The 659-nt window shown below is 65.4% G+C and carries 2 protein-coding genes; both read right to left on the bottom strand.

Annotated elements, in window-relative coordinates:
- Positions 1-458, bottom strand: a 458-nt coding sequence (gene gmhB, locus HP547_RS29210) for a D-glycero-beta-D-manno-heptose 1,7-bisphosphate 7-phosphatase (protein ID WP_172288991.1), incomplete at its 3' end; no start/stop codon positions are given.
- 3 nt (positions 459-461) lie between these two features.
- Positions 462-659: hypothetical protein (locus HP547_RS29205; protein WP_172288989.1), on the bottom strand; the 198-nt coding region annotated here is incomplete at its 5' end.

Genomic DNA, 659 nt, shown 5'->3' with positions numbered 1-659 from the left:
AGGGTTCGCTCGCCCTTGCCGGTTTTTACCAACACGGGTTGTGCACCGACGGCCAGGGCCGCCTCCAGGTCACCTGTGCTGTCGCCAACAAACCAGACGCCTGCAAGGCCGACCTGGTAATGCTCGGCGATCGCCTGCAGCATGCCGGGCCTGGGCTTGCGGCAGTCGCAGCCCTGGTCCGGCCCGTGCGGGCAATACACGATGTGGCCCACCTCGCCGCCCTGCTCGGCCACCAGCGCGCGCAGGCGCGCGTGCATGGCCTCGAGGGTTGCCAGCGAATAATAGCCACGGGCAATACCGGACTGGTTGGTGGCCACGGCCACCGTCCAGCCCGCCTTGCTCAACTGCGCGATCGCTTCGACCGAGCCCGGGATCGGTACCCACTCTTCCAGCGTCTTGATGTAGGCGTCGGAGTCGTAATTGATCACCCCGTCACGGTCGAGAATCAGCAGTTTCAAGGCTTACCCCAGCAGCGAAATGTCGGCCACGCCCAGGAACAGACCGCGCAGGCGGCTGAGCAGGGCATAACGGTTGGCGCGTACCTTGGCGTCTTCGGCGTTGACCATCACCGCCTCGAAGAAGGCGTCGACCGGGTCACGCAGTGCTGCCAGTCGGGCCAGCGATTCGCTGTACTGGCGTGCAGCAGCCATTGGTTGCAC

The sequence above is a fragment of the Pseudomonas sp. CM27 genome (assembly GCF_013179515.1).
GTDB lineage: Bacteria > Pseudomonadota > Gammaproteobacteria > Pseudomonadales > Pseudomonadaceae > Aquipseudomonas.
This window is presented reverse-complemented; position numbering and strand designations above follow the sequence as displayed.